We start from the raw sequence: 25,444 nt of genomic DNA, 5'->3' as shown, positions 1-25,444 counted from the left end.
GCCTGAAACTGAGTCTCCCGCCATGACCGATACTTTCGATGAACACCAGGCCAGCGTACTGATCGACGCCGCGCAACAAATGATCGACGTCTGGAGCCGCCTGAGCCCGGAAAAACAAGCCCTGCTCCTGGCCCGCTTCGGCACCCGGGAAAACGCCCTGGCCGCGCTGGTTGCAACCCAACTGGTCACAGACAAGCCCGCCTGATCGATCCAGACCCGATGGCTCGAAATTCTCCTGCCGATCACCCCCAACCATCGGTATCATAAGCAGCCTATCTATCCTGCTGTCCCGTGGACCTCCCCATGCCAGATTCCCAGCGCCCCATCACGGTCACGCTGCAAGTCGTCTCCATCGTCCTGTTTACCTTTATCGGCTACCTGAATATCGGCATTCCGCTGGCCGTTCTACCCGGCTATGTGCACAGCGACCTGGGCTTTGGCGCAGTGATCGCCGGCCTGGTGATCAGCGTGCAATACCTCGCCACTCTGCTCAGCCGCCCCTATGCCGGACGCATCATCGACAACAAGGGCAGCAAATTGGCGGTGATCTATGGCCTTGCCGGTTGCGGTTTGAGCGGCGTATTCATGCTGCTTTCGGCCTGGAGCCAACACCTGCCGATGCTCAGTCTGAGCTGCCTGCTGATCGGCCGGCTGGTGCTTGGCAGCGCCGAGAGTCTGGTGGGCTCGGGGTCGATTGGCTGGGGCATCGGCCGGGTTGGCGCAGCGAACACCGCCAAGGTGATCTCCTGGAACGGCATCGCCAGCTATGGCGCACTGGCGGTCGGCGCCCCCTTGGGCGTGCTGCTGGTGCATCAGTTCGGCCTGTGGAGCATGGGCGTCAGTATCGTCCTGCTGGCGCTGCTCGGCCTGACGCTGGCCTGGCCGAAAACCGCGGCGCCGATTGTCGCCGGTGAACGCTTGCCGTTCATGCATGTACTCGTACGGGTCCTGCCCCACGGCTGCGGGCTGGCATTGGGCTCTATCGGTTTTGGCACGATTGCCACCTTCATCACCCTGTACTACGCGACCCGCCAATGGGACAACGCAGTGCTCTGCCTTAGCCTGTTCGGCGTCAGCTTTATCGGCGCACGCCTGCTGTTTGGCAATCTGATCAACCGCCTCGGCGGTTTTCGCGTGGCGATTGCCTGCCTGTCGGTGGAAACCCTGGGGTTGCTGCTGTTGTGGCTGGCACCGGATGCCCACTGGGCGCTGGCAGGTGCGGCGCTGAGCGGCTTCGGTTTCTCGCTGGTGTTCCCGGCGCTGGGGGTGGAAGCGGTCAACCTGGTGCCCGCCTCCAGCCGGGGGGCGGCGGTGGGCGCTTACTCGCTGTTCATCGACTTGTCGCTGGGGATCACCGGGCCGCTGGCCGGCGCGATCGCCGCCGGATTCGGCTTTGCCACGATCTTCCTGTTCGCCGCGCTGGCCGCACTGGGCGGACTGGCGCTGAGCATCTATCTATACCGCCAGGCTCCACGGCAGCGCCAGGCGCGCTAGAAGTCCACCTTGCCACGCCCGGCCTTGATGCTTCCACGCTTGCTCTTGGTGTCGAGCCGACGCTTCTTCGAGCCGAGGGTCGGCTTGGTCGGGCGGCGTTTCTTTTCCACCTTAGTGGCAGCGAGGATCAGTTCGGTCAAACGCTCGAGGGCGTCCGCGCGGTTCTGCTCCTGGGTGCGATATTGCTGGGCCTTGATAATGATCACGCCATCGCTGGTGATCCGACTGTCGCGCAGCGCCAGCAAGCGGTCCTTGTAGAACTCGGGCAGTGATGAGGCCGAAATGTCGAAGCGCAGGTGCACGGCGCTGGAGACCTTGTTGACGTTCTGCCCGCCCGCACCTTGCGCACGAATGGCCGTCAACTCGATCTCGGCATCGGACAGATGCACGTTGTTGGAAATCACCAGCATTGCAGTCTCGCAGTCATGTCAAAAAGCGCTCGCCCTCCAGGAATGGGATTCAAGCGTTTGACTATTGTCTCAGGGTTTCATCCTGCAGCGCGTGGCAAAAACCGGATGTTTGCTACGCTAGTTAGGCAACGTCTTTGCAGCGGCTAAATGCGCCGTTCAACGCCAGTTTGCGCTGACACTGATCCACTGACCCCATGGAGTTGCAATGCGCATTCCATTTATCTATGCGATGTCGGCTGTGCTTGTTCTCGGTGGTTCCTTTGGTGCAGCGCAGGCGGCAGATGCGCCAGCCGCTGTGCCTGCCAGTACGGTCGCTGTAGCGCCTGCAACGGCGCCCGCCAAGGACCCGGTGTTCAATCAGGAACAACTGGATCAAATGATCGCGCCCATCGCGCTGTATCCCGATCCGCTACTGGCTCAATTGCTGATGGCGGTGACCTACCCCGGTGAAGTGGCCGAGGCGGTCACCTGGTCCAAGGCTCACCCGGATGCCAAGGGCGACGACGCGGTCAAGCAAGTAGCGGAGCAGCCCTGGGACCCGAGCGTGCAGGCATTGGTAGCCTTTCCCCAGGTGCTGGTCACCCTGGGCCAGGACCCGGTCTGGGTGCAACGCCTGGGTGATGCCTTCCTCGCCCAACCGGATGACGTGATGAATGCCGTGCAACGCTTGCGCCATCAGGCCCAGGCTGCCGGCAATCTGCAAAGCAACCAGTACCAGAACGTAACCATCCAGAACGTCGCGGCACCGGCCGCGGCGCCCAAGGCGGCTGCGCCAGCTGCGGCTTCAGCGCCAGCGCCGGCAGCGACGTCCAGCCCATCGACCATAATCATCCAACCCGCCGATCCGCAGGTGGTGTACGTGCCCACCTACAACCCGACCACCACCTACGGCACCTGGGCCTACCCCGCGTCACCGCCCGCCTACTATCCACCGCCCCCGGCGTACTACCCTGGCCAGGCCCTGATGGCCGGGCTGGCGTTCGGCACCGGGGTGGCGATCATCGGTTCCTTGTGGGGCGAGTGTGACTGGGACGATAACGATGTCGACATCGATGTCGATCGCTACAACAACATCAACCGCAACAATCAGATCAATCGCAACAACCAGTTCAACAACAATTCACAGAAATGGCAGCACAACCCGGTACACCGCAACGGCGTACCCTATCGCGATACCCGCAGCCGCGAGCAGTACGGTCGGCAGTTGAACGGCGCCACTCAACGCGACGCCTATCGCGGTGACAATGCCCAGCGCGCCCAGGCCCGCGAAAAGGCGCGCACCTCCATGGACCGTGCCGGCATCGAACGCCCGGCCACCAGTAACCTGCAAGCTCGCGAACAAATGCGCGAGGCCCGCTCCTCGGGCTCGGTCAACAACCGCATGCAACCGGGTGCAGAACGGCCGAGAGCGGCAGACAGGAGCCAGAACACCGCGAGAAACACTCGGGACAACCCGCAACCGCGCAATCAAGCTGCCCACGCCAACCAGCAACCGCGCAAACAGACCGCCCAGGCCAGTCAGCGGCGCGAGCAAGCCCGACAGACCACCAGCCAGCGCCCAACCGCCAGCCGAGGCAGCGCCAGCAACAACGTGTTCGCCGGCGCGCGCTCGCCTTCCCGGACCAACCTGCAAGCCAATCGCGGTCGCGCCAGCCAGGTCTCCGCCCAGCGCCCGACTGCCGCGCGCTCGGCCGGCCATCAAGTCAGTCGGCCGTCCCGGCCACCATCACGTTCCGGAGGGGGCCGCCGTTGAACAAGCATCCTCGAACCAAGGCGCCCATCAGTCGGCTCCTGCAGGCCCTGACCATCACCGCAGGCCTGGCCTGGTCGTGCGTGGCAGCGGCGCAGCAGTCATTTCCCACACCCGAGAAAGCCGCCCAGGCGTTCGTCGATGCCCTGGGCACCCACCAGGCTGATCAGCAGCGCCTGATCGAACTGCTGGGGGAAGACTGGCGCACCTACATCCCCCGCGCCGGCAACCAGCGCAAGGACGTGGAAGCGTTCTTGCAGCAGTATCGCGAGCAGCATCACATCGAGAAATCCGGCGACAACAAGGCCGTGCTGGCCGTCGGCCCGAACAACTGGACCCTGCCGATCCCCATGGTCAAGGGCGCCAACGGCTGGCGCTTCGACCTCAAGGCCGGCGGTGCCGAAGTCCGCGCCCGGCGCATTGGTCGCAACGAACTGGACGCGGTGCAATCAGTGCTGGCCTACCACGACGCCCAAATGGACTACGCGTCAGCCGATCGCGACGGAGACGGCGCATTGGAATATGCGCAGAACATCTACAGCACCCCTGGCACCCACGACGGCCTCTATTGGGCCGAGGACAAAAGTGGCCAGATCAGCCCGCTCGGCCCCGAGTTCGGCAAGACCATCGCCGGCGAAGGCTGGCACGGCTATCGCTTCCGCATCCTCGACGCCCAGGGCCCCTCGGCACCGGGCGGCGCCTACAGCTACCTGATCGGCGACAAGATGAGCCGCGGCTTCGCCCTCATCGCCTGGCCGCTGAAATACGACGACACCGGCGTCATGAGTTTCATGATCAGCCACGAGGGTGAAGTGTTCGAGAAAGACCTGGGACCGGACAGCGAGAAACAGGCGCTGGCGATGAAGCGCTTCGATCCGGATGACAGTTGGACGGTGGTGACGGAGGATCAGCAATAGAAACGACAAACCCGGCATTAGCCGGGTTTGTCATGTTTACAGCAGCAACTTACTCCGCGACAGGCGCCGCGTTGAGTACCTGCTGTGCACTGCGCTTGTTCTTGATGCCGTAGCAGACCCACATGAACAGGATCCACACCGGAATCGCGTACACCGAGATCTGGATCCCCGGGATCATCAGCATGATGCCGAGGATGAACACCACGAACGCCAGGCAGACGTAGTTGCCGTACGGGTACCACAGTGCCTTGAACAGCGGCGTCTGTTTGGTGCGGTTCATGTGCTGGCGGAACTTGAAGTGCGAGAAGCTGATCATCGCCCAGTTGATCACCAGCGTTGCCACTACCAGCGACATCAGCAGTTCCAGCGCGTGCTGCGGGATCAGGTAGTTCAGCAGCACCGCGACCAGGGTCACGGCCGCTGACGCCAGGATCGAACGCACCGGCACGCCACGCTTGTCGATCTTCGCCAGGCTGCGAGGCGCATCGCCCTGCTCGGCCATGCCCAGCAGCATGCGGCTGTTGCAGTAGGTGCCGCTGTTGTACACCGACAACGCTGCGGTCAGGACCACGAAGTTGAGGATATGCGCAGCGGTGTTGCTGCCCAGCATCGAGAACACCTGGACGAACGGGCTGCCGCTGTAGGCATCGCCGGAGGCGTTCAGGGTGGTCAGCAGGCTGTCCCATGGGGTCAGCGACAGCAGGATCACCAGGGCGCCGATGTAGAAAATCAGGATCCGGTAGATCACCTGATTGATCGCTTTCGGGATCACAGTCTTCGGCTTATCAGCTTCTGCGGCGGTGAAGCCAAGCATTTCCAGACCGCCGAAGGAGAACATGATGATCGCCATGGCCATTACCAGACCACTGACACCATTCGGGAAGAAACCACCGTGCTCCCACAGGTTGCTGACCGCCGCTTGCGGGCCGCCGTTACCGCTGACCAGCAGGTAGCTGCCCAGGCCGATCATGCCGACGATGGCCACTACCTTGATGATCGCGAACCAGAACTCAGCCTCGCCAAAGACTTTGACGTTGGCCAGGTTGATCGCGTTGATCAGCAGGAAGAAGGCGGCTGCCGAGACCCAGGTCGGGATTTCCGGCCACCAGTAGTGCACGTACTTGCCGACTGCCGTCAGCTCCGACATGCCCACCAGGATGTACAGGATCCAGCAGTTCCAGCCCGACAGGAAGCCGGCAAATCCGCCCCAGTACTTGTGGGCAAAGTGGCTGAACGAACCGGCCACTGGCTCTTCAACGATCATTTCGCCCAACTGGCGCATGATCATGAAGGCGATGAAGCCGCAGATGGCGTAGCCGAGGATCATCGACGGGCCGGCGGACTTCAGGACCCCGGCAGAGCCGAGGAACAAGCCGGTGCCGATCGCGCCACCGAGGGCGATCAATTGAATATGACGATTTTTCAGGCCGCGCTTCAGCTCGCCTGAATGCGAGTTTTGTCCACTCATGAAAACGGTCTCACGCAAGGTTTGATGATGTTCGTTACGACGTTGCTGTCCGGATCAGGCTCCAGCAGCGCCGATCAAACCCCAGCGCAGGCACCAGGAGTTCAGCGTATTTACAACAGTCATGCGTCACCTGTTTGTTTTTATCTGTGACGAAATCGAACCCGACACGCTCGTGACGCGACGGAGTGAACAAGGCGGGTAGCCTTGAGGTTTGCGCGATTACGCGGGGGGTCACAGTTAAAACGCGGCGCATTGTACACCTGTAACCCCCTGCCGCCAGACCTCGCTGAATCAGCGTGGCGTGGGCCGGGATTGCCTGTGTCCGTCCCGATTGACTCGGACGGCTGCAAAAATGAGGTCAGACCTTTGCTGGTCAGTGACGGGGGAAACGGAAAAATCGCCCCACGAAGAGAGATGAAGATGACTCACGGCGTACATAGCGCCTCCTTCTTGTTATCCACCTGCACGACAGGCATGGGGCGCATCTGACCTTGTCTGGGTGGGCGAAACAAGCGGGCTAGAGGGGTGGCGGCTGATGTGGAGGGTGGCACGATGGAAGAATTTTCTTACAGCCATTGGAGATAAGGCGATTCAGGGGATAAATCAGTGGATTTTGTCAGGATTTCTTTACAGGGCGTAAGGTGGGGTTTCCAGTGTGGCTGATGACGCCATCGCGAGCAGCGGCCTCAAGACCTACACCTGCAAAAAACCAAGCCAAAAAAAACGCCAACCCTGAGGGTTGGCGTTTTCATTGAGGAGCTTCGCCGGCAAGCCGGCTCTTACTCTGGCTTGCGACGACCAAAGCCCGGACGCTGGCCGGAACCGGCCGGTGCGCCGCGGCGCTTGCCCGAAGGCTTGTCGCCTTCTACCAGCTTGATCCCAGGACGCTTCGGCGCCGGCTTGGCCGGGCGCTTGGTGTCGGCTGGACGATCAGCAACCGGCGTACCACGACCGGCTGGAGCGCCACGGCCTTCGCCACGCTCGGTGCGACCGTTGGCCGGACGCGGCGTACGCGGGCCGCGCTCGCCATCTTGACGGGCTGCCGGCTTGCGGGCTGGACGCTCGCCTTCGATCTGCGGTTCACGGGCCGGACGCGGACCGGTGGCTGGCGCGGCGGTCGCCGGGCGCAAAGTGCGCACGCGCTCGCTCTTGCCCACCGGACGCGAGGATTTACGCTGCATACGCTCCAGCTTGTCCTTGCTCTTGGCGTTCAGTTGCGGCATGGCAACCGGCGTCAGACCGACTTCGGCGCTCAGTACGTCGACTTCGTACTGGCTCATTTCGCGCCAGCGGCCCATTGGCAGGTCGGAGTTGAGGAACACCGGACCGAAACGCACTCGCTTCAAGCGGCTGACCACCAGGCCCTGGGATTCCCACAGACGGCGTACTTCGCGGTTACGACCTTCCATGACCACGCAGTGGTACCAGTGGTTGAAACCTTCGCCGCCCGGCGCCTGCTTGATGTCGGTGAACCGGGCCGGGCCGTCTTCGAGGACAACGCCCGCCTTCAGGCGCTCGATCATCTCGTCGTCGACTTCGCCACGCACACGCACCGCGTATTCACGGTCCATCTCGTAGGAAGGGTGCATCAAGCGGTTGGCCAGTTCACCGTCGGTGGTGAACATCAGCAAGCCGGTGGTGTTGATGTCGAGGCGACCGATGTTGATCCAGCGGCCTTCTTTCGGGCGCGGCATCTTGTCGAACACGGTCGGACGGCCTTCCGGGTCGTCACGGGTGCAGATTTCGCCGTCGGGCTTGTTGTACATGATCACGCGGCGGACCGATTCGGCCGCTTCTTCGCGCTTGATGACCTTGCCGTCGATGGTGATGGCGTCGTGCATGTCGACACGCAGACCGAGGGTCGCGTCCTTGCCGTTGACCTTGATTCGGCCGTGGCTGATCCACGCCTCTACGTCACGGCGCGAGCCAACGCCGATACGGGCGAGGACTTTCTGCAGTTTTTCGCCTGCTGGGCCGATTTCCTGGTCGTCTTGCTGATCTTTGATACTCATCTGGGCACCTCCCGGTGTGATCTGTTCAGGCCTGGCCTGAAGAGTTGAAAGCTGGTCTCTGGCGAAGAGAACGCCAAAGGGTCGCGAATCATACGCGCATGGCGCGACTTGCGCATCAGAGACTAGCGGATAAACGGTCGGCCAGCGCTTTTTCCGCCGACCGGTGGCGAATCAGTCGTCTTCGAATTGCCGGCGTTCGGCCTCGATCGCTTCAGCCAGGGCCAGGGCCTCGGCCTCTTCGTCGCTCATTTCCGGCTGCGCTGCGGGCGGCTCCAGAGCCGCCACTGCCGCCAGGAGTTTCTCGCGAGCCTCGGCAACGCCGAGCGTGTCCTCTTGCGGCGGCACCTCGACCGGCTCGGCTTCGGCTTCAGCTTCGGCTTCGGCTTCGGCTTCGGCTTCAGCTTCAGCAGGCTCGGTGACCTTGCCGGCCTCCTGCACCCCGCCAGGCTCGCCGTCACGCAACAGGTCGTCGAAGTCGGTCTTGATCCCCTCCTCCATCGAGTCCAGTTCCAGCAACAGGCTATGGAAGCTGGTTTCGTCCTTCGGCTCTTCCGGCTCGGCGCTGGCGTCGGCCAGTTCCTGCAGGCCAGGTGGCACCGGCGCATCTTCGAACTCGAGCATCGGTTCCGGTTCCAGCTCACGCAGTTCAGCCAGCGATGGCAGGTCGTCGAGGTTTTTCAGGTTGAAGTGGTCAAGAAACGCCTTGGTGGTGGCAAACATCGCCGGTCGGCCGGGCACTTCACGGTAGCCGACGACCCGGATCCACTCGCGCTCCAGCAAGGTCTTGACGATGTTGCTGTTGACCGCCACGCCGCGCACGTCCTCGATCTCGCCCCGGGTGATCGGTTGGCGATAGGCGATTAGCGCCATGGTCTCCAGCATCGCCCGGGAGTAACGCTGCGGGCGCTCCTCCCAGAGACGGCCGACCCAGGGTGCAAACTTTTCGCGGATCTGCAAGCGGTAGCCGGACGCCACCTCCTTGAGTTCAAAGGCGCGGCCATCACAGGACTTTTCGAGGATCGTCAGTGCTTTCTTGAACACCGCCGGTTCCGGGCGCTCAGCCTCCTCGAACAGCTCGAACAGACGTTCCATCGATTGCGGCTTTCCCGAGGCCAACAGAAAGGCTTCAAGCAAGGGCGCCAGCTCGCGGGGTTCACTCAAATTCATGGATTTTGCTCGTTATTCGGCTCGCGCCCGCACGTGGATGGCGGCAAAGGGCTCATTCTGCACCAGCTCGACCAGAGATTCCTTGACCAGTTCGAGGATCGCCATAAAGGTCACGACCACCCCGAGGCGGCCCTCCTCGGCGGTGAACAGCTCGACAAAGGGCACAAAACCACCGCCCTTGAGCCGTTCCAGCACATCGCTCATGCGCTCGCGGGTCGAGAGTGCTTCGCGGCTGACCTGATGGCTTTCAAACATGTCGCCACGGCGCAGCACCTCAGCCATCGACAGCAGCAATTCGCTCAGCCGCACATCCGGCAGCAACTTGCGCGCCTGCGCCTGGGGCGCATCGAGCTTGGGCACAATCACATCGCGACCGACCCGACTCAGGCCATCAATGCCCTCGGCGGCGGCCTTGAAGCGTTCATATTCCTGCAGGCGACGAATCAGTTCGGCGCGCGGGTCCTCTTCTTCCGCTTCGATTTCCGCCGAACGCGGAAGCAACATGCGGGATTTGATTTCGGCCAGCATCGCCGCCATCACCAGGTACTCGGCGGCCAGTTCCAGGCGCACCGACTGCATCAGCTCGACATAGCCCATGTACTGCCGGGTAATTTCCGCCACCGGGATGTCGAGAATGTTGATGTTCTGTTTGCGGATCAGATACAGCAGCAAGTCGAGCGGGCCCTCGAAGGCCTCAAGGAAGACTTCCAGGGCATCCGGCGGGATGTAGAGGTCCTGCGGCATCTCCAGCACGGCCTGGCCATAGACCATGGCAAATGGCAGTTCCTGCTGTGCGCCCGCCTGGCTGTCGACGGTCTCCACCACCGACACTCAGGCCTCGACCATAAATGGAGTCGGATCGCCGCAACCGACGCGAATCACCTCTGGATCACCGTCCGCCAGATTGATCACGGTGGAGGCCTTGATGCCGCCGAAACCGCCGTCAATGATCAGGTCGACCTGGTGCTCGAGCAATTGGCGCATTTCGTAGGGATCGCTCAACGGGTCGGTGTCGCCGGGCATGATCAGGGTCACGCTCATCAGCGGCTCACCCAATTGAGCGAGCAGCGCCAGGGCGATCGGATGGCTGGGCACCCGCAGGCCGATGGTGCGTTTCTTCGGGTGCAGCAACAGGCGCGGGACTTCGCGAGTGGCGTTAAGAATGAAGGTGTAGGGCCCCGGCAAGTGCGCCTTGAGGATCCGGAAGGTTCCGGTATCGATCTTGGCAAACACCCCAAGTTGCGACAGATCGCTGCAGATCAGCGCAAAATTGTGTTTCTCATCCAGCCCACGCAAGCGTCGCACCCGCTCGACGGCAGTCTTGTCGCCGATCTGGCAGCCAATGGCGTAAGAAGAGTCCGTGGGATAGATCACCACCCCGCCCGAACGGATGATTTCAACAGCCTGTTTAATCAGGCGCGCTTGCGGGTTTTCCGGATGAATCTGGAAAAATTGACTCACATTCTCTACCTGTTCAGACGGCGGCAATAATTGGGTCATGTTTGAATCGACACCAAAGCGGTGGCAGATCCTCCGGGACCGGGCGATATTCGCCAATCTCGGACCAGCCTCCCGGGCCATGGAAATCACTGCCGGCACTCGCCAGCAGACCGAACTCACGTGCCAGGATGGCCAGGCTGCCGACCTGCTCGGCCGGTTGATAGCCATTGACCACCTCCAGCGCCTGCCCCCCTGCTTGAATATAGTCGGCAATCAGCTTTCGACGCTTGCTGCGGGTGAAATCGTAATGCCAGGGGTGCGCCAGACTGACCCAGGCACCGGCGTCACGCAGGGTGCCGACGGTTTCTTCGAGGGTCGGCCAGTGTTGCTTGACATCCCCCAGCTTGCCGGCGCCCAGCCACTTGCGGAAAGCTTCAGCGCGATCCTTGACGAAACCGGCGCGCACCAGGTAGTCGGCAAAATGCGGTCGGGCCGGAGCGTTGCCACTGTCGCCGAGTTCCTGCTGGATCGCCCGCGCGCCTTCCAGCGCCCCGGGCATGCCTTTGAGCGCGAGCTTGCGGCTGATTTCCTCGGAGCGCAGCCAGCGGCCCTCGTGCAGCTTGGCAATGGCCTCGACCAGAGCCGGCGCGTTGACGTCGAAGCCATAGCCCAGCACGTGGATAGTCGCGCCGCCCCAGGTGCAGGACAATTCGACGCCGTTGATCAGTTGCATGCCCAAGGCCTGTGCGGCGGTTCGCGCCTCGGCCAGGCCTTCAACGGTGTCGTGGTCGGTCAGGGCCAGGACTCGCACGCCGTTCTCGAACGCCCGCGCCACCAGTACCGCGGGCGCCAGGGCGCCATCGGAGGCCGTGCTATGGCAGTGCAAATCAACATTCACAGGATGTGTAACCTCAAATCAGCTGGCGCTATCGCGACCCAATATGTTTGGTATTATGCCGCCACATCCTGCTTCTGGCTGCCACTGTGAAACAATTCATCGACTTCATCCCGCTGCTGCTGTTTTTCATTGTTTTCAAAATCGACCCCCGGGTCATCGACGTTGCCGGTTATCCATTGACTGTAGGCGGTATTTACAGCGCCACTGCGATGCTGATCGTCAGCTCGCTGGTGGTCTACGGCACCCTGTTCATTTCCCAGCGAAAACTGGAAAAAAGCCAATGGCTGACGCTGATCGCCTGCCTGGTCTTCGGTAGCCTGACCCTGGCTTTCCACAGCGAAACCTTCCTCAAATGGAAGGCCCCGGTGGTCAACTGGCTGTTCGCCCTGGCCTTCATCGGCAGCCACTTCATCGGCGGGCAACTGCTGATCAAGCGCATCATGGGCCATGCCCTGACCCTGCCGGAGGCCGTCTGGACCCGCCTGAACATCGCCTGGATCGGCTTCTTCCTGTTCTGCGGCGCGGCTAACCTGTTCGTCGCGTTCACCTTCCAGAGCATCTGGGTCGACTTCAAGGTCTTCGGCAGCCTGGGCATGACCGTACTGTTCCTGGTGGCCCAGGGCATCTACCTGTCGCGCCACCTGCACGACGCCGACACCACTACGCCAAAAACCGAGGACTGACATGCTTTACGCAATCATTGCCACAGACGTCGCCAACTCCCTGGATGCCCGCCTGGCTGCACGCCCTGCCCACATCGAGCGCCTGCAACAGCTCAAGGCCGAAGGCCGCGTGGTACTGGCCGGTCCACACCCGGCGGTAGACAGCAATGACCCGGGCGCCGCTGGCTTCACCGGCAGCCTGATCGTCGCCGAATTCGCCTCCCTCGAAGCCGCCAAGAGCTGGGCCGATGCCGACCCCTACATCGCCGCCGGCGTGTACGCCAACGTGATCGTCAAGCCGTTCAAGCAAGTCCTGCCTTGATTGACCTGCGCGGTGAACCTTCGGTTCATCGCGCACTCCATTGCTCATCCTTCTCGTATAACGGCCGACAACCTGCCCAACACTCGTTTGGAATCAGGAGTTGCGATGCGCCAAGGTCAGCTGTGCTTGCTGTTGCTCACGTTATCGATGGGAAGCCTTGCCCAGGCTGATCAGGTGCCTGATCCCGCCGCCGAACGGCAGATTTCCGAATTGCAGCAGCGCTTGAAGGACAGCGAGCAACAACGCGAAACGCTGCTTCAACAACTGCAGACTGCCGATAGCGCGCGTGAGAGCGCCGTGCTGAGCCGTCTGCGCCAGGAAAACCAGCGTCTCAAGCTGCAACTGCGCGAGGCCCAGGCCAGTACTTCGCCACGCTGGCTGACCGAGCAGCAACAATGGTTCGTCGCCGGTGCGGGAGTCGCGCTATTGGCCCTGCTCTGCGGTATCTTTGCCAGTGGCGGACACCGTCGACGTCGACAATGGCTAAATTGAGTGAGTCATGAGCGAGCTGTTACTGATTGATGATGACCAGGAGCTGTGTGAGCTGCTGGGGAGCTGGTTGAGCCAGGAAGGCTTTGTGGTCCGGGCTTGCCACGATGGCAACAGCGCGCGGCGTGCGCTGGCCGATTCGGCGCCGGCGGCCGTGGTGCTTGACGTGATGCTGCCCGACGGCAGCGGCCTGGAACTGCTCAAGCAGCTGCGCAACGACCATCCCGACTTGCCGGTGCTGATGCTCTCGGCCCGCGGCGAACCGCTGGACCGGATTCTCGGCCTGGAACTGGGTGCCGACGATTACCTGGCCAAACCCTGCGATCCCCGTGAACTGACCGCGCGCTTGCGAGCGGTGTTGCGCCGCAGTCATCCGGCGGCTGCCCCGAGCCAGATGGAACTGGGCGACCTGTGTTTCAGCCCGGTGCGCGGCGTGGTCAGCATCGACGAGCAGGAATTCACCCTGACCGTTTCCGAAAGCCGCCTGCTCGAGGCCTTGCTCAAGCAACCGGGCGAACCGCTGGATAAGCAGGAATTGGCGCAGATCGCCCTGGGTCGCAAACTGACCCTGTACGACCGCAGCCTCGACATGCACGTCAGCAACCTGCGCAAGAAGATCGGCCCGCATCCGGATGGGCGTCCGCGGATCGTTGCTTTGCGCAGCCGTGGGTATTATTACAGCCTCTGATGTCAGCTTCGATGCTGAACGTCTTTACCCAAGCTTTACGCTTCGCTGACGGCGGCTGACCTTGATCCCGGTAATCTGAACTCATCCGGAACACACCGGGAACGAGACAAGGAGATACACCATGCGCAAGACTCTTATCGCTCTGATGTTCGCTGCAGCCCTGCCAACCGTCGCCATGGCCATGCCTGAAGGCCAGGGACCGATGGGTCCGATGGACGGCCCGCGTCACGGCGGTCAGATGCACGAGCACGGTAAAGGCCCGTACAGCCAACTCGACCTGAGCCGCGAACAGCGCGAGCAGATCCGCAAAATCATGGGCGAGCAGATGCACGACCGTAAACAACTGGTCGACAAGTACCTGGAAAAACTGCCGCCAGCCGAACAGAAGGCCATGCAAGACGAAATGGCTTCCAGTAAGCAGAAAGCCGAGGCCGACGTCCGCGCCCAGCTCAAGCCTGACCAGCAGAAGAAGTTCGACGAGATCCAGAAACAACGCGCCGAACGCAAGGCCGAATGGCAGCAGTTCCAGGCCTGGAAAGCCCAGCAACCGCAAAAAGCGCAATAATCACCAGGCGCTACTCCCCAGCCCAATGGCCAACGCCATTGGGCTTTCCTTGTTTGAGGGCTTCCCGTGCGTTCATTGTTCTGGCGCATCCTTGCCAGTTTCTGGCTGGCCATCGCTCTGGTTGCAGGGCTGTCGATCCTGATGGGGCACATGCTCAATCAGGACGCCTGGATTCTCAGCCGCCATCCCGGCCTCAATACCCTGGCGCAACAATGGACCGAGCGCTACGAGGAAAACGGCGAAGACGCCGCGCAGGCGTTGCTGGAAAAACGCAAACGGCGTTATCACATCGACGTCCAGGTGCTTAACGAAAGCGGCGACCCGGTGGTGCGCGGCACCTTCCCCAAGCGTGCCGCAGCCTTTGAAGCCAGGCAGAACGACAGCAATGACCGGCACCTGCCGTGGCGGCGTCTGACCGATGAGTACACCAGCCCGAAAACCGGCGAAACCTACCTGCTGATCTACCGCATCCCGCACCCGGAACTTGACGCCTGGCACCGCGAAAGCCTGCTCTGGCCCTTGAGTGCGCTGGGCATCGCGCTGGTGGTGTTGACCCTGTTCAGCCTGCTGGTGACGCTGTCCATCACCCGTCCGCTGAGCCGTTTGCGCGGTGCCGTGCACGACCTTGGGCAAACCACCTACCAACAGAACAGCCTGGCGCGCCTGGCCAACCGCCGCGACGAATTTGGCGTGCTGGCCAACGACTTCAACCGCATGGGCGCGCGCCTGCAGAGCCTGATCGGCAGCCAGCGACAACTGCTGCGCGACGTTTCCCATGAACTGCGCTCACCTCTGGCGCGCTTGCGTATCGCCCTGGCCCTGGCCGAGCGCGCCGGCCCCGAAGAGCGAGAAAAACTCTGGCCACGCCTGACCCGCGAGTGCGACCGCCTGGAAGCACTGATCAGTGAAATTCTGGTGTTGGCACGGGTCGACGCCGATAACGCCAGTGCCGAAGAGGTGGATTTGAATGCGCTGCTGAGCGCGGCGCAAAAAGATGCCGGCATGGCGTCACCGGAACAACAGATCGAGCTCCAGGCCGAACAGCAACTGCACCTCAAAGGCTGGCCGACCATGCTCGAGCGCGCCCTCGATAACCTGCTGCGCAACGCCCAGCGCTTCAACCCGCCGGGCCAGGCTATCGAAGTCCTGGCCTTGCGCCAGGGCGAACGCATCGTTATCAGCGTGCGCGATCACGGTCCCGGGGTTGAGGAGCAACATCTGGCGCAACTGGGCGAGCCGTTCTTCCGCGCCCCCGGCCAGAGCGCCGCCGGGCATGGCCTGGGTTTGGCCATCGCACGGCGTGCTGCGGAGCGTCATGGCGGCAGTCTGGTGCTGGGCAATCATCCTGAGGGCGGGTTTATCGCCAGTCTGGAGTTGCCGTTGGCGCCGGGGGTAGTGGGGTAGCCGAGGGAGTCTTCGCCCGAAGGGGACTTTCTCGGTTCACACGCTCTTGCAGGTTTATCACTCACCCGACCAAGCGCTGACAAACTCCGCCAGATCCACCTTCTCGGCCACCCGCGGTTCTTTCTGCGGAGTGCCGAGATACAGGAACGCAATCACCTCCTCCCCTTCCGCCAGGCCCAACCCCTGAGCCACTTGCGGTGAATACGCCAACTCACCGGTACGCCACACCGCGCCGATGCCCTGGGCATAGGCCGCCAGCAAAATACCGTGGGCAGCGCAGCCCGCTGCCAACAGTTGCTCCGATTTCGGATACTTGACGTGTTCCTGCAACTTGGCGATCACTACCACCACCAGCGGTGCGCGCAATGGCCCGTTACGCGCCTTGTCGACCACCGCCTGCGGTGCCTCGGCATCCTGTGCCAATGCGGCCTGGGCGAGGATTTCTCCCAGTTGCTCGCGCGCCTGCCCTTCCACCGTGAGGAAGCGCCACGGCTGCAGATGGCCGTGATCCGGCGCGCGCATGGCCGCGGCAAACAACACCTCGCGCTGTTCGGCGGTCGGTGCCGGGTCAAGCAAACGGGGAACGGAAACTCGGTTGAGCAAAGCGTCGAGAGCCTGCATCGGCCACCTCCTGAAAAATTGTTTGGCTATTCTAGCGGTAACTGCCACCGGCATGCCGGTTTACATAGCCCGCCTCGCGGGTAGAATGGCGCCCTTCTCACATCAGCCCGAGCGGACTTCATGGCGTTGCCGACCCTGCGGATCATTGGTTTTATTATCGGCATCTTCCTGATCACCCTGTCCGTCAGCATGGTCGTGCCGATGGCGACGCTGGTGATCTACGAGCGCACCAGCGACCTGCCGTCCTTCCTCTGGTCGAGCATGATCACCTTCCTCGCCGGCTTGGCGCTGGTCATCCCCGGCCGCCCAGAACACGTGCACCTGCGCCCCCGGGACATGTATCTGTTGACCGTGACCAGTTGGGTAGTGGTGTGCATTTTCGCCGCGCTGCCGTTCCTGCTGACCCAGCACATCAGCTACACCGACTCGTTTTTCGAAAGCATGTCCGGCATCACCGCCACCGGTTCCACCGTACTCAGCGGGCTGGATAACATGTCACCGGGCATCCTGATGTGGCGCTCGCTGCTGCACTGGCTCGGCGGCATAGGCTTTATCGGCATGGCGGTGGCGATCCTGCCGCTGCTGCGTATCGGTGGCATGCGCCTGTTCCAGACCGAGTCTTCGGACCGCTCGGAAAAGGTCATGCCGCGCTCGCACATGGTGGCGCGGCTGATCGTCGCCGCTTATGTGGGCATCACCATCCTTGGCAGCCTGGCGTTCTGGTGGGCCGGGATGAGCCCCTTCGATGCGATCAACCACGCCATGTCGGCGATTTCCACCGGCGGTTTCTCCACCTCCGACCAGTCCCTGGCCAAGTGGTCGCAGCCGGCCGTGCATTGGGTGGCGGTGGTGGTGATGATACTCGGCAGCCTGCCCTTCACCTTGTACGTGGCGACCCTGCGTGGCAATCGCCGGGCCTTGATCAAAGATCAGCAGGTGCAGGGCTTGATCGGCATGTTGCTGGTCACCTGGCTGGTGCTCGGCACCTGGTATTGGTGGACCACCAACCTGCACTGGCTGGATGCGCTGCGGCATGTCGCGCTGAACGTGACCTCGGTGGTCACCACGACCGGCTTCGCGCTGGGGGACTACAGCCTTTGGGGCAACTTCTCGCTAATGCTGTTCTTCTACCTGGGATTCGTCGGCGGCTGCTCCGGCTCCACTGCTGGCGGGATCAAGATCTTCCGTTTCCAGGTCGCCTACATCCTGCTCAAGGCCAACCTTAACCAGCTGATTCACCCACGGGCGGTGATCAAGCAAAAATACAACGGTCACCGCCTCGACGAAGAAATCGTGCGTTCGATCCTGACCTTTTCGTTCTTCTTTGCCATCACCATTTGCGTAATCGCCCTGCTGCTGTCGCTGTTGGGCGTCGACTGGATGACCGCGCTGACGGGCGCCGCCAGTACGGTATCCGGCGTAGGTCCGGGGCTGGGCGAGACCATTGGCCCGGCCGGCAACTTCGCCAGCCTGCCGGATGCGGCCAAATGGATTCTGTCGGTGGGCATGCTGCTCGGGCGACTGGAGATCATCACCGTGTTTGTGCTGTGTATTCCGGCGTTTTGGCGTCACTGACAACCTGCGGCGTTTCCAGCAGGCGCAAGCGATATTCGCCGGGGGTGACCTCGAACCATCGGCGAAATGCCCGGAAGAAGTTACTCGGATCGGCAAAGCCCAGCAGGTAGGCAATTTCCAGCAAGGTCATGCTGGGCTGGGCCAGGTACTGCTCGGCCAGTTCGCGGCGGGTGTCGTCCAGCAGGGCCTGAAAGCTCGTGCCTTCTTCCTGCAGACGGCGCTGCAGCGTGCGCTGGGACAGGTGCAGGGTTTGCGCCACGGTGTCGCGCTTCGGCTCGCCCTGGGGCAACAAGCGACACAGCACCTGGCGAGCCTTGTGGGTTACCCGACTTTCGGAAAAACGCGCCAGATACTCCCCGGCAAAACGATCATGCAGCAACGCCATCGCCTCGTTGGCTGTCGGCAGCGGCGCCTCCATGTCCGCCCGCTCGAAGATCAACGCATCGTAGGGCGCATTGAACTCCAACGGGGCGTGAAAGGCTTGTTTGTAAGGTTCCAGATCAATGGGCTGTGCCCCCTGGATCAGCACCTTGCGCGGCTGCAGGGTGCGCCCGGTCAGCCAGCCGCACAGGCCCAGCGCACAAGCCAGTGAAGCTTCGGCACTTTGTCGGGTCGGCGGCAGATGGTCACCGTGAACCGTCAGGATCAGCGCATAACCTTCCGGCAACAGGCGGAAACTCAAGTCAGCGCTTTCGGCGATGATTCGCTGATAACGCACCAGACGCTTGAAGCCTTCGGCCAGGGTCTGACTGGACATCAAGGCGTAACCCGCGACATGAAAGGACGCGGGACGCACCACCTTGCCCATGTTCAAGCCAATCGCCGGATTTCCGGAAAGCTCCACTGCCAATTGCCACAGGCGGGTCATGGAATCCTGCGGGAAGCGCGCATCCGGATCGTCCAGCGCCTCAAAGTCCAGTCCCAACTGGCTGAACAGGGCCCGGCAATCCAGGCCGTCCATTTCCAGTGCCTTGACAATCCCCATCGCCCAAGTTGCTGAAGTCGTTCGTTCGCTCATGGCGTTTTCTTAGTTGATGACTCGCGATTGACGGCCAATTTTCCAAGGATACTAAAGTGGCGCCTATTGTCACTGGCCGTTGCCAATGATCACTCTAGACTCAAATAAGCTGCCCGTAGAATATCCGACCAGCAGAACAATAAATCTCAGAGATTGCAGTCGTGGAAAACGTCAGACGTTTCAACAGTTTCGCCGAGTTCTATCCGTACTATCTGGCCGAGCACAGCAACAGTACGTGTCGGCGCCTGCACTTTACCGGCACGACGTTGGTGATTTTCATCCTGGCCATGGCCATCGCCAAAGGTTCCATGCTGCTGATGCTGGCCCTGCCTGTCGCCGGTTACAGCTTTGCCTGGGTCGGGCATTTTTTCTATGAAAGGAACCGCCCGGCCACCTTTCAGCACCCGCTCTACAGCCTACTCGGTGATTTCGTCATGTACCGCGACATGATTCTTGGCAAGGTGCCGTTCTAGCGCCCGGCCCGCCAGGCCATCAAGCCGTCCCACGAGGCCACTGCGCTGGCGGGATGAGGTCGTACACTCAGTCCCATCCTGCTGAAAAACAATAAAAGGATAGTCGATGAATGCGCACGCCCGTTTCACCCACATGAAAGACGGCACGCAAGAAGATTGGGAAATCATCGCTGCCGATTTCAGCGCCTACGCCAAGCAACTGCCAGCGCGCATCGTCGCGCACCTGAAGTTGCTCGAAGGAGATTTCGGCGGCTTCCCGGTGGATCGACTGACCCACTCCCTGCAGACCGCCAGCCGTGCCTGGCGTGATGGCCGCGACGAGGAATACGTGGTTTGCGCGCTGCTGCATGACATCGGCGACACCCTCGGCAGCTATAACCACCCGGACATCGCCGCCGCGATCCTCAAACCCTTCGTCAGTGCACAAAATCTGTGGATGGTGGAAAAGCACGGGATCTTCCAGGGCTATTATTTTTTCCACCACCTGGGTATGGACCGGCACTTGCGCGAGCAATTCAGTGATCATCCGCAGTACCACCTGACCATTGAGTTCTGTGCCAGGTACGATGCTGCGGCATTCGATCCTGACTACGACACCCTGCCGTTGAGTTTTTTTGAGCCGATGATGGAGCGGTTGTTCAGTCAGCCGAAGAACTCGATTTATACGGCGGCGATGGAGCAGTACGCACCGGTTTGACGCCGCTGTAGGCGCTGGCTTGCCAGCGAACGCGTCCGTACCGTCAATGCAAAACTGCAGACCGCCTTCGCCGGCATGGCGGCTCCTTCAATAGACATTCAAACGGCCTCCGCCACCTTCAGCTGCGCCGCCAACGCCTGCGCATCCGCCAATCGATACAACTCGATCGTGCCGTCCCAATGCTCGATCAACGCGGTGCAGGATTCCACCCAGTCTCCGCAATTGAGGTAGTCCACCCCGCCGACCTTGCGGATTTCGGCGTGGTGGATGTGCCCACAGACCACCCCATGCAGTTCGCGCTTGACGCACTCATGGGCGATGGCTTCTTCGAAGTCACTGATGAAACTGACCGCGGTCTTGACCTTGTGCTTGAGGTAGGCCGACAGCGACCAGTAGCCGTAGCCATAGCGGGCGCGCCAGTGGTTGAGCCAGCGGTTGAGGGTCAGGGTGAATTCGTAGGCCGAGTCGCCGAGAAAGGCCAACCAGCGGTGGTAACGGGTGATCACGTCGAACTGGTCACCGTGGATCACCAGCAGATGCCGGCCATCGGCGGTGACGTGCACCGCCTCGTCCACCAGCTGTATGTTGCCGAGGATCAGCTTCGAATAGCGCCGCAGGAATTCGTCATGGTTGCCGGTGACGTAGATCACCTCGGTACCGCGCTTGCTCATGGTCAGCAACCGGCGGATCACGTTGGTGTGGGCCTGGGGCCAATACATGCCGCTGCGCAATTTCCAGCCGTCGATGATATCGCCCACCAGGTAAACCTTGTCGGCCTGATAACCCTTGAGAAATTGCGAGAGATGCTCGGCCTGGCAATCCCGGGTGCCCAGGTGCACGTCGGAAATCCACAAGGTGCGCACCCGTTGTTTGCGGCTGGGCTTGGCGAGTTCAGCACTGGTCATGGGCAATCCCCGGCAGATTTTCCGCCAGCTTGCGCCGCGGCGATTAATAGTCCATGACATAAATGCGGCAGTCCAATGACAGCCCGGCCCCATCCGCAAGCGGTGTAGACTGTGGTTCTGCCGAGGAACAGCCGATGCGTCCGATACTCACCCTGCGCCAATACAGCCACGACTTGATCGTCCACAGCCATGACCACGCCCAGTTAGTGTTCGGCCTGTCGGGCGCGCTCGACTTCGAGGTCGACGGGCATGGCAGCCAGGTGCTGCAGCAGAGTTTCGTGGTGGTACCGGCGGGCGCCCATCACGCCTGTGGCAGCCCCAATGGCAGTCGTTGCCTGGTGCTCGACGTGCCGAGCGATCAGTGGGTGGGGCAGTCGTTGGGCGAGCACGCCGAGGCCAGTCGACGCTTGCTCGATACCCCCGGTCGCCTGCCGCTGGATGCCGGGCAGAGTCAGCTGGTCAGTTGGCTGGCCAGCAGCCCGGTGCAGGATCCGCTGATTGCCCAGCAGGGCGCCGTGCTGTTGCTGGCCAGCCTCAACAATGTCGCACCGCAGAACCTTGGCGGGCGCCGCCTGCCCTTCGCTGCGCTGAATGCGCACATTGATCAATACGCCGCCTACCCGTTGCAAGTCGCCGACCTTGCGCAGGTCGCCGGTTTGTCCACAGCCCGTCTGCATGCGCGCTTCGTCGCCGAATGCGGGCAGACGCCGATGGATTACATTCGCAGCCGACGTCTGCATATCGCGGTTAAATTGCTCCGCGAAACCGCACTGCCCATCGGCGAAGTGGCCTGCCGTGTCGGCTACACCTCGCAAAGCGCATTCAGCGCCGCGGTGCAGCGCGAGTTCGGCGCCGCGCCCGGCAGCCTGCGCCGAGCGGTGAGCGTGCAATAGGCCAGCGCTAAAAGACGCGAGTCTGGCGACAGACACTCAACGTCCCTCACTTTAGAGTGAGCGGGTGTCTGAAATTTCATCTCAAGGATTGCAATGACTCCCCGTTCCGCCCTAGGCGCCCTGCATATCGGTGCACTGATGTTTGGCCTGACTGGTGTGTTCGGCAAGCTCGCCGCTGCCTCCCCCGCCATCATCGTCTTCGGCCGCGCCGCCTTCGCCGTATTGGCCCTGGCCTGCTTTGCGCGATTTTCCCGCAGCAGCACCTGGCAACGCCTGGACGCCCGCGACCTGCGTCGCCTGCTGCTCGGCGGCCTGCTGCTGGCCGGGCACTGGGTGAGCTTTTTCATCGCCGTGAAAGTTGCCGGCGTGGCCATTGCGACCCTGGGCTTTGCCAGCTTCCCGGCGTTCACCGTGATCCTCGAAGGCCTGATTTTCCGCGAGCGGATTCGCGCCAATGAAATCCTCCTGGTGGTGCTGGTGAGCATCGGCCTGGTGTTGGTGACCCCGGCCTTCGACCTCGCGAGCCAAGCCACCACCGGGCTGTTCTGGGCGGTGGGGTCCGGCCTGCTGTTCTCGCTGCTGTCGCTGACTAACCGGGCCAGCTCGGGGCGAATTCCGGCAGTGCAGGCGGCGCTGTGCCAAAACGTGGTGGTTGCCTTGTGTCTGTTGCCGGTGGCGGCACCTGGCCTGAGCGAAGTGCGTGCACTGGACTGGCTGTGGATCGCCCTACTCGGCATCTTCTGCACCGGCCTGGCCCATAGCCTGTTCGTCGCCAGCCTGGCAGTGATCAAGGCGCGCACGGCGGCGGTGGTGTTCGCCCTGGAACCGGTCTACGGCATCACGGTGGCCTGGCTGCTGTTTGGCGAAACCCCGACCCTGCGCATGCTGCTCGGTGGCGCGTTGATCATCGTCGCGATTGTGGTCGTCAGCAGCCTGGGCAACCGCGCGCCCGGCAACAAACCAACGGTCGCGGCCAGCGCTCACTGAGGGTTCGCAGAGCGTTACCGGGTGCGATCGTTGTGCCCCAGGTCGCGCTGCGGATCGATCTGGTCCCGTACCCGCTGCTTGAGCACCTTGGCTTCCGGAAAACCGCCGTCGGCCTTGCGCTCCCAGATCTGCACGCCCTCACAATCAATCCGGAAGATGCCGCCGGTGCCCGGCACCAATGACACTTTTCCCAGGTCGTCGCCAAAGGTGCTGAGCAGTTCCTGTGCCAGCCAGGCGGCACGCAACAGCCATTGGCACTGGGTGCAGTAAGTGATGACAATTTCCGGTTTGCTGGCGGTCATGCGGGCGAAACTCCTGAGGGCGATAGCGTCGCTATAATAGCCGCCTTTAACGATCACCCGAGATACCCGATGCGCCGCCTGCTGTCCTGCCTGCTCCTGTGTTTGCTGCCCCTGTGTGTGCTCGCCGCCGAAACGCCGCGACCGAAAGTCGGCCTGGTGCTGTCCGGTGGCGCCGCGCGCGGGCTGGCGCACATTGGCGTGCTCAAGGCACTGGAGGAACAGGGGATCAAGATCGACGCGATCGCCGGCACCAGCATGGGCGCAGTGATCGGCGGGCTGTACGCCTCGGGATACAAGATTGACGAGCTGGAAAAACTCGCCCTGAAGATCGACTGGCAACAGGCCCTGTCGGATGCCCCGCCACGTGCCGATGTACCGTTTCGGCGCAAACAGGATGACCGCGATTTCCTGGTCAAGCAGAAGCTCAGTTTTCGCGACGACGGCAGCCTCGGCCTGCCGCTTGGGGTGATCCAGGGCCAGAACCTGTCGCTGCTGCTCGAAAGCCTGCTGGCCCATACCAGCGATACTCGGGATTTCGACAAATTACCGATCCCTTTCCGCGCCGTGGCCACCGACATTGCCAGCGGCGAAAAAGTGGTATTTCGCAAAGGCCATTTGCCCCAGGTGATCCGCGCCAGCATGTCGATCCCGGCGGTGTTCGCCCCGGTCGAGCTCGACGGCCGACTGCTGGTGGACGGCGGCATGACCGACAACATTCCGTTGGATGTGGCACGGGAAATGGGCGTTGACGTCGCCATCGTGGTCGACATCGGCACCCCGCTACGTAGCCGCAAACAGCTGGCAACGGTGGTCGACGTGCTCAACCAGTCGATCACCCTGATGACCCGGCGCAACTCCGAAGAACAACTGGCCGCCCTGCACCCGAACGATGTGCTGATCGAGCCGCCGCTGGCCAGCTTTGGCGTCACCGACTTTGGCAAGGCTGAGGAAATGATCGATGCCGGCTATCGCGCCACGCGCATTCTCGATGCCCGCCTCGCCAGACTGCGCCCCGCCGAACCGGTGGATGCCGAATTGAACGCGGCCCGCGCGCCCGGGCAACGCACGCCGATCATCACCGCGATCAAGGTGGAAAACGACTCGAAGGTCGGTGACGACGTGATCCGCTACTACATCCGGCAGAACATCGGCGAACCATTGGACATGGGCCGCCTGCAGACCGACATGGGCACCCTGTATGGCCTGGACTACTTCGAGCAGGTGCAGTACCGCGTAGTGCACAAGGGCGACGAGCACACCCTGGTAATCCGCGCCCGCGGCAAGCGCACCGGCACCGACTACCTGCGCCTGGGCCTGAACCTCTCGGATGACATGGAAGGCGACAGCGCCTTCAACATTGGCGCCAGTTACCGCATGAACGGCATCAACCGCCTCGGCGCCGAATGGCTGACCCGCTTGCAGATCGGCGATCAGCAGGAGTTGTACACCGAGTTCTACCAGCCGCTGGACGTCGGTTCGCGCTACTTCATCGCGCCCTACGCGGCGATCGAGTCGCAGAATGTCGAGGCCATTCTCGACAACGACCCCGTGGCCGAGTACCGCCTGGAACGCTACGGTTTTGGTTTGAACGTCGGACGACAGATCGGCAACAGCGGCGAAATCCGCCTCGGGGTCGGCGAAGCCTGGGGCAAGGCTGATGTGCGCATCGGCGACCAGAGCCTGCCCAGCGAAAGCTTCAACGAAGGCTTCTACCAGCTCAAGTACTCGTTCGACTCACTGGACAACGTCTATTTTCCCCATGCCGGCGAGGACATCGGCCTGGCATTTCGCCAATTCGAGCCGGAGCTGGGATCGGACCAGCGTTATCGACAGTGGGAGTTCAAGCTGGACAAGGCGCTGAGCTTCGGCCCCGACACTTACGTCCTTGGCGGGCGTTACGGACGCACACTGGACCAGGCCAACGTGGTCACGTCGAGCTTCCTGCTCGGCGGCGCGCGGCAACTCTCGGGCTTTCGCGAGGATGCGATATCCGGACAGAACGCCAGCCTTCTGCGCGCCGTGTACTACCGGCGCCTGACCCCGCGCTCCTACCTGCCGCTGGACTTCCCGCTGTACGTGGGTGGCTCGCTGGAACGCGGCCGGGCGTGGAACAACGACAACGAGTTCGACAGCGGCTACATCAACGCCGCCAGCGTGTTCCTCGGATTTGACACGCCGCTCGGGCCACTGAACTTCAGTTACGGCTTCAACGACGATGACCAGCAGGCGATTTACATGAACCTGGGCCAGACCTTCTAAGGCTGGCCGACTTCACGCAGAGGGGGGG

Annotated in this window: 27 protein-coding genes; 16 read left to right on the top strand and 11 right to left on the bottom strand. The window is 62.2% G+C overall.

Annotated features, from left to right (window positions below; genetic code table 11):
• Window positions 1–22: 22 nt before the first annotated feature.
• Together KW062_RS08380 and KW062_RS08375 are read left to right on the top strand one after the other, a co-directional pair.
• Complete coding sequence (locus KW062_RS08380; protein WP_027620981.1) at window positions 23–205, top strand: hypothetical protein; 183 nt, start codon at window positions 23–25, stop codon at window positions 203–205.
• 98 nt (window positions 206–303) lie between these two features.
• Window positions 304–1,494, top strand: coding sequence for an MFS transporter (locus tag KW062_RS08375; protein ID WP_105754347.1), 1,191 nt, complete (start codon window positions 304–306; stop codon window positions 1,492–1,494).
• Here KW062_RS08375 and arfB read toward each other — a convergent pair.
• The gene (gene arfB / locus KW062_RS08370) at window positions 1,491–1,904 is read right to left on the bottom strand and encodes an alternative ribosome rescue aminoacyl-tRNA hydrolase ArfB (protein ID WP_105754346.1); all 414 of its coding nucleotides are present in this window, start codon (window positions 1,902–1,904) and stop codon (window positions 1,491–1,493) included. The two genes, KW062_RS08375 and arfB, sit on opposite strands and share 4 nt — an antisense overlap.
• Before the next feature lie 205 nt (window positions 1,905–2,109).
• On the opposite strand from arfB, the gene KW062_RS08365 reads away from it, so the two are divergent.
• Together KW062_RS08365 and KW062_RS08360 are read left to right on the top strand one after the other, a co-directional pair.
• The gene (locus tag KW062_RS08365; protein WP_105754345.1) at window positions 2,110–3,657 is read left to right on the top strand and encodes a DUF3300 domain-containing protein; all 1,548 of its coding nucleotides are present in this window, start codon (window positions 2,110–2,112) and stop codon (window positions 3,655–3,657) included.
• 38 nt (window positions 3,658–3,695) lie between these two features.
• Window positions 3,696–4,571 carry a DUF2950 domain-containing protein gene (locus tag KW062_RS08360; RefSeq protein WP_027620977.1) on the top strand — a complete coding sequence of 292 codons (876 nt, stop codon included), beginning with the start codon at window positions 3,696–3,698 and terminating at the stop codon, window positions 4,569–4,571.
• A gap of 49 nt (window positions 4,572–4,620) precedes the next feature.
• Here the strand turns inward: KW062_RS08360 and KW062_RS08355 are convergent, their stop codons facing one another.
• From KW062_RS08355 to KW062_RS08330, 6 genes are all read right to left on the bottom strand, one after another.
• On the bottom strand, window positions 4,621–6,039 hold the full coding sequence (locus tag KW062_RS08355; protein ID WP_105754344.1) for an amino acid permease: 1,419 nt from the start codon (window positions 6,037–6,039) through the stop codon (window positions 4,621–4,623).
• 779 nt (window positions 6,040–6,818) lie between these two features.
• Window positions 6,819–8,051: a 23S rRNA pseudouridine(2605) synthase RluB gene (rluB, locus tag KW062_RS08350; protein ID WP_027620975.1), complete on the bottom strand. Its 1,233-nt coding sequence runs from the start codon at window positions 8,049–8,051 to the stop codon at window positions 6,819–6,821.
• A gap of 171 nt (window positions 8,052–8,222) precedes the next feature.
• Window positions 8,223–9,218 (bottom strand): SMC-Scp complex subunit ScpB, encoded by a 996-nt coding sequence (gene scpB / locus KW062_RS08345; RefSeq protein ID WP_105754343.1) that lies wholly within the window; start codon window positions 9,216–9,218, stop codon window positions 8,223–8,225.
• Between the two features lie 12 nt (window positions 9,219–9,230).
• Window positions 9,231–9,929 carry a segregation and condensation protein A gene (locus KW062_RS08340; RefSeq protein ID WP_177433250.1) on the bottom strand — a complete coding sequence of 233 codons (699 nt, stop codon included), beginning with the start codon at window positions 9,927–9,929 and terminating at the stop codon, window positions 9,231–9,233.
• A 120-nt stretch (window positions 9,930–10,049) separates the two neighbouring features.
• Complete coding sequence (locus tag KW062_RS08335; RefSeq protein ID WP_033866515.1) at window positions 10,050–10,679, bottom strand: L-threonylcarbamoyladenylate synthase; 630 nt, start codon at window positions 10,677–10,679, stop codon at window positions 10,050–10,052.
• Window positions 10,680–10,692: 13 nt separating this feature from the next.
• Window positions 10,693–11,556 (bottom strand): PHP domain-containing protein, encoded by an 864-nt coding sequence (locus tag KW062_RS08330; RefSeq protein WP_027620971.1) that lies wholly within the window; start codon window positions 11,554–11,556, stop codon window positions 10,693–10,695.
• 86 nt (window positions 11,557–11,642) lie between these two features.
• On the opposite strand from KW062_RS08330, the gene KW062_RS08325 reads away from it, so the two are divergent.
• The 6 genes from KW062_RS08325 (at window position 11,643) to KW062_RS08300 (ending at window position 15,686) form a co-directional block, all read left to right on the top strand.
• Window positions 11,643–12,239, top strand: a complete 597-nt coding sequence (locus KW062_RS08325; RefSeq protein WP_105754341.1) for a septation protein A — start codon at window positions 11,643–11,645, stop codon at window positions 12,237–12,239.
• A gap of 1 nt (window position 12,240) precedes the next feature.
• On the top strand, window positions 12,241–12,540 hold the full coding sequence (locus KW062_RS08320) for a YciI family protein (RefSeq protein ID WP_027620969.1): 300 nt from the start codon (window positions 12,241–12,243) through the stop codon (window positions 12,538–12,540).
• A 105-nt stretch (window positions 12,541–12,645) separates the two neighbouring features.
• Window positions 12,646–13,032: a translation initiation factor 2 gene (locus KW062_RS08315; protein WP_105754340.1), complete on the top strand. Its 387-nt coding sequence runs from the start codon at window positions 12,646–12,648 to the stop codon at window positions 13,030–13,032.
• 7 nt (window positions 13,033–13,039) lie between these two features.
• Window positions 13,040–13,717, top strand: a complete 678-nt coding sequence (locus KW062_RS08310) for a response regulator transcription factor (RefSeq protein WP_027620967.1) — start codon at window positions 13,040–13,042, stop codon at window positions 13,715–13,717.
• A 121-nt stretch (window positions 13,718–13,838) separates the two neighbouring features.
• Window positions 13,839–14,282 carry an LTXXQ domain protein gene (locus KW062_RS08305; protein WP_027620966.1) on the top strand — a complete coding sequence of 148 codons (444 nt, stop codon included), beginning with the start codon at window positions 13,839–13,841 and terminating at the stop codon, window positions 14,280–14,282.
• 66 nt (window positions 14,283–14,348) lie between these two features.
• Window positions 14,349–15,686, top strand: a complete 1,338-nt coding sequence (locus tag KW062_RS08300; protein ID WP_027620965.1) for a sensor histidine kinase — start codon at window positions 14,349–14,351, stop codon at window positions 15,684–15,686.
• A gap of 57 nt (window positions 15,687–15,743) precedes the next feature.
• Here the strand turns inward: KW062_RS08300 and KW062_RS08295 are convergent, their stop codons facing one another.
• The gene (locus KW062_RS08295) at window positions 15,744–16,307 is read right to left on the bottom strand and encodes an NAD(P)H nitroreductase (protein WP_027619142.1); all 564 of its coding nucleotides are present in this window, start codon (window positions 16,305–16,307) and stop codon (window positions 15,744–15,746) included.
• A gap of 120 nt (window positions 16,308–16,427) precedes the next feature.
• Here KW062_RS08295 and KW062_RS08290 point away from each other — a divergent pair, with 120 nt between their 5' ends.
• Window positions 16,428–17,882 carry a TrkH family potassium uptake protein gene (locus KW062_RS08290; RefSeq protein WP_027619143.1) on the top strand — a complete coding sequence of 485 codons (1,455 nt, stop codon included), beginning with the start codon at window positions 16,428–16,430 and terminating at the stop codon, window positions 17,880–17,882.
• Here KW062_RS08290 and KW062_RS08285 read toward each other — a convergent pair.
• Window positions 17,839–18,900, bottom strand: a complete 1,062-nt coding sequence (locus KW062_RS08285; protein ID WP_081786367.1) for an AraC family transcriptional regulator — start codon at window positions 18,898–18,900, stop codon at window positions 17,839–17,841. The genes KW062_RS08290 and KW062_RS08285 overlap by 44 nt on opposite strands.
• A 161-nt stretch (window positions 18,901–19,061) precedes the next feature.
• Between KW062_RS08285 and KW062_RS08280 the strand changes: the two genes are divergently transcribed.
• Window positions 19,062–19,373: a DUF962 domain-containing protein gene (locus KW062_RS08280; protein ID WP_027619145.1), complete on the top strand. Its 312-nt coding sequence runs from the start codon at window positions 19,062–19,064 to the stop codon at window positions 19,371–19,373.
• A 106-nt stretch (window positions 19,374–19,479) separates the two neighbouring features.
• On the top strand, window positions 19,480–20,070 hold the full coding sequence (locus tag KW062_RS08275) for an HD domain-containing protein (RefSeq protein ID WP_027619146.1): 591 nt from the start codon (window positions 19,480–19,482) through the stop codon (window positions 20,068–20,070).
• A gap of 98 nt (window positions 20,071–20,168) precedes the next feature.
• Here KW062_RS08275 and KW062_RS08270 read toward each other — a convergent pair whose 3' ends face one another.
• Window positions 20,169–20,975 carry a UDP-2,3-diacylglucosamine diphosphatase gene (locus KW062_RS08270; RefSeq protein ID WP_027619147.1) on the bottom strand — a complete coding sequence of 269 codons (807 nt, stop codon included), beginning with the start codon at window positions 20,973–20,975 and terminating at the stop codon, window positions 20,169–20,171.
• Between the two features lie 134 nt (window positions 20,976–21,109).
• Here KW062_RS08270 and KW062_RS08265 point away from each other — a divergent pair, with 134 nt between their 5' ends.
• Together KW062_RS08265 and KW062_RS08260 are read left to right on the top strand one after the other, a co-directional pair.
• Window positions 21,110–21,868, top strand: a complete 759-nt coding sequence (locus tag KW062_RS08265; protein ID WP_027619148.1) for an AraC family transcriptional regulator — start codon at window positions 21,110–21,112, stop codon at window positions 21,866–21,868.
• Window positions 21,869–21,961: 93 nt separating this feature from the next.
• Window positions 21,962–22,855, top strand: coding sequence for a DMT family transporter (locus KW062_RS08260; protein WP_027619149.1), 894 nt, complete (start codon window positions 21,962–21,964; stop codon window positions 22,853–22,855).
• A 14-nt stretch (window positions 22,856–22,869) separates the two neighbouring features.
• Here KW062_RS08260 and KW062_RS08255 read toward each other — a convergent pair whose 3' ends face one another.
• The gene (locus tag KW062_RS08255; protein WP_105754339.1) at window positions 22,870–23,157 is read right to left on the bottom strand and encodes a SelT/SelW/SelH family protein; all 288 of its coding nucleotides are present in this window, start codon (window positions 23,155–23,157) and stop codon (window positions 22,870–22,872) included.
• Between the two features lie 69 nt (window positions 23,158–23,226).
• Between KW062_RS08255 and KW062_RS08250 the strand changes: the two genes are divergently transcribed.
• Window positions 23,227–25,416, top strand: coding sequence for a patatin-like phospholipase family protein (locus tag KW062_RS08250; protein WP_027619151.1), 2,190 nt, complete (start codon window positions 23,227–23,229; stop codon window positions 25,414–25,416).
• Window positions 25,417–25,444 lie beyond the last annotated feature (28 nt).

Source organism: Pseudomonas fluorescens (assembly GCF_019212185.1).
Classification (GTDB): domain Bacteria; phylum Pseudomonadota; class Gammaproteobacteria; order Pseudomonadales; family Pseudomonadaceae; genus Aquipseudomonas.
Note: the sequence above shows the minus strand (reverse complement) of the source record. Positions and strands in the feature narration are given on the sequence as shown.